This is a genomic window from Paraglaciecola sp. 25GB23A, assembly GCF_040012495.1.
GTDB lineage: Bacteria > Pseudomonadota > Gammaproteobacteria > Enterobacterales > Alteromonadaceae > Paraglaciecola.
In genome coordinates, this window is the sequence record NZ_JBDYKM010000059.1 from 1 (window position 1) to 3,239 (window position 3,239).

General features: G+C 48.9%; 1 rRNA gene. It reads right to left on the reverse strand.

The annotated features are described in order from the left end of the window. Nucleotides 1-23 precede the first annotated feature (23 nt). Nucleotides 24-2,900, reverse strand: a 23S ribosomal RNA gene (locus tag ABKW31_RS22685). Between the last annotated feature and the right edge of the window lie 339 nt (nucleotides 2,901-3,239).

Sequence of the window (3,239 nt, forward strand, 5' to 3'; positions counted from 1 at the left end):
CGCTAAAGTTACTTGGGCGTTGTATGGTTAAGCCTCACGGGCAATTAGTACAGGTTAGCTTAATACATTGCTGCACTTCCACACCCTGCCTATCTACGTCGTAGTCTTCAACAACCCTTTAGGACAATTAAATTGTCAGGGATGACTCATCTTGGGGCTCGCTTCCCGCTTAGATGCTTTCAGCGGTTATCGATTCCGAACGTAGCTACCGGGCAATGCCATTGGCATGACAACCCGAACACCAGCGGTTCGTCCACTCCGGTCCTCTCGTACTAGGAGCAGCTCCCCTCAATCATCCAACGCCCACACCAGATAGGGACCGAACTGTCTCACGACGTTCTAAACCCAGCTCGCGTACCACTTTAAATGGCGAACAGCCATACCCTTGGGACCGACTTCAGCCCCAGGATGTGATGAGCCGACATCGAGGTGCCAAACACCGCCGTCGATATGAACTCTTGGGCGGTATCAGCCTGTTATCCCCGGAGTACCTTTTATCCGTTGAGCGATGGCCCTTCCATACAGAACCACCGGATCACTATGACCTACTTTCGTACCTGCTCGACGTGTCTGTCTCGCAGTTAAGCTGGCTTATGCCATTGCACTAACCTCCTGATGTCCGACCAGGATTAGCCAACCTTCGTGCTCCTCCGTTACGCTTTGGGAGGAGACCGCCCCAGTCAAACTACCCACCAGACACTGTCCACAATCCCGATTAGGGACCAATGTTAGAACATCAAACCTACAAGGGTGGTATTTCAAGGACGACTCCACACACTCTGGCGAGTATGCTTCAAAGTCTCCCACCTATCCTACACATGTAGGGTCAATGTTCAGTGCCAAGCTATAGTAAAGGTTCACGGGGTCTTTCCGTCTAGGTGCGGGTACACAGCATCTTCACTGCGATTTCAATTTCACTGAGTCTCGGGTGGAGACAGCGTGGCCATGATTACGCCATTCGTGCAGGTCGGAACTTACCCGACAAGGAATTTCGCTACCTTAGGACCGTTATAGTTACGGCCGCCGTTTACCGGGGCTTCGATCAAGAGCTTCGCTTGCGCTAACCCCATCAATTAACCTTCCGGCACCGGGCAGGCGTCACACCGTATACGTCATCTTTCGATTTAGCACAGTGCTGTGTTTTTAATAAACAGTTCCAGCCACCTTTTCACTGCGGCCGCCATTCGCTTAGAGCGTAAAGCTCATCACAAACAGCGGCGTACCTTCTCCCGAAGTTACGGTACGATTTTGCCGAGTTCCTTCACCCGAGTTCTCTCAAGCGCCTTAGTATTCTCTACCTGACCACCTGTGTCGGTTTGGGGTACGGTTTATATATTCATAAGTTTAGAGGCTTTTCCTGGAAGCATAGTATTTGCAACTTCAACTCCGTAGAGTCTCGTCTCGTGTCTCAAGCATATAGAATCCCGGATTTACCTAAGATTCAACCCTACACACTTTCACCTGGACTACCAACGCCAGGCTTGCATAACTTTCTCCGTCCCCCCATCACTGAATATATAAGTACGGAAATATTAATCCGTTTCCCATCGACTACGCATTTCTGCCTCGCCTTAGGGGCCGACTTACCCTGCCCTGATTAGCATGGGACAGGAAACCTTGGTCTTTCGGCGTGGGAGTTTTTCACTCCCATTATCGTTACTCATGTCAGCATTCGCACTTGTGATATGTCCAGCAAACCTCTCGGTTCACCTTCAGCCACTTACACAACGCTCCCCTACCACTCATCTTACGATGAATCCGCAGCTTCGGTGCATAGTTTAGCCCCGTTACATCTTCCGCGCAGGCCGACTCGACTAGTGAGCTATTACGCTTTCTTTAAAGGGTGGCTGCTTCTAAGCCAACCTCCTAGCTGTCTTAGCCTTCCCACATCGTTTCCCACTTAACTATGACTTTGGGACCTTAGCTGGCGGTCTGGGTTGTTTCCCTCTTCACGACGGACGTTAGCACCCGCCGTGTGTCTCCCGGATAGTACTCACAGGTATTCGGAGTTTGCAAAGGGTTGGTAAGTCGGGATGACCCCCTAGCCTTAACAGTGCTCTACCCCCTGTGGTATTCGTCCGAGGCGCTACCTAAATAGCTTTCGGGGAGAACCAGCTATCTCCCGGTTTGATTGGCCTTTCACCCCCAGCCACAAGTCATCCGCTCATTTTTCAACATAAGTCGGTTCGGTCCTCCAGTTGATGTTACTCAACCTTCAACCTGCCCATGGCTAGATCACCGGGTTTCGGGTCTATACCCTGCAACTCAACGCGCAGTTAACACTCGCTTTCGCTACGGCTCCCCTATTCGGTTAACCTTGCTACAGAATATAAGTCGCTGACCCATTATACAAAAGGTACGCAGTCACACCACGAAGGTGCTCCTACTGCTTGTACGTATACGGTTTCAGGTTCTATTTCACTCCCCTCACTGGGGTTCTTTTCGCCTTTCCCTCACGGTACTGGTTCACTATCGGTCAGTTAGGAGTATTTAGCCTTGGAGGATGGTCCCCCCATCTTCAGTCAAGATAACACGTGTCCCGACCTACTTAATATGGAATATAAGAGCTAACGCATACAGGACTATCACCTCGTATCGTTGTGCTTTCCAACACATTCTGCTGACTCTTACACTCTCGGCTGTTCCCCGTTCGCTCGCCGCTACTAGGGGAATCTCAATTGATTTCTTTTCCTAAGGGTACTTAGATGTTTCAGTTCCCCTCGTTAGCTTCATTAACCTATGTATTCAGTTAATGATAATCCCTAAGGATTGGGTTCCCCCATTCGGACATCTGTGGGTCAAAGCATTTTGTCGGCTCACCACAGCTTTTCGCAGACTTACACGTCCTTCATCGCCTCTAACTGCCTAGGCATCCACCGTATACGCTTAATCACTTAACCATACAACCCCAAATAACCTTTCATTTTATTTGACGTACGGACATCACGCTCATCAGTAAACTGACTAACGCGTTTCCGCTTTGTATGCGTGACAAGTACTAATCTTTGTCAGATAGAGTAAGTTCTTTCGAGCTTCTCTTATTTGTTTCGATTACTTTTTTATCAGCTTTCCAAATTGTTAAAGAACAGTGTGCACTTGTAGCCGTCTTTTTGGCTGCAAGGGCGCAAGGTGAGTCAATAAAGTCTACTTTCGTAGGGCTTATCACCCATCTTGCAAGGTTTAAAAAACCCTAATCAATTCACACTAAATATAATATGTATTGATTAAGGCTAGACCTT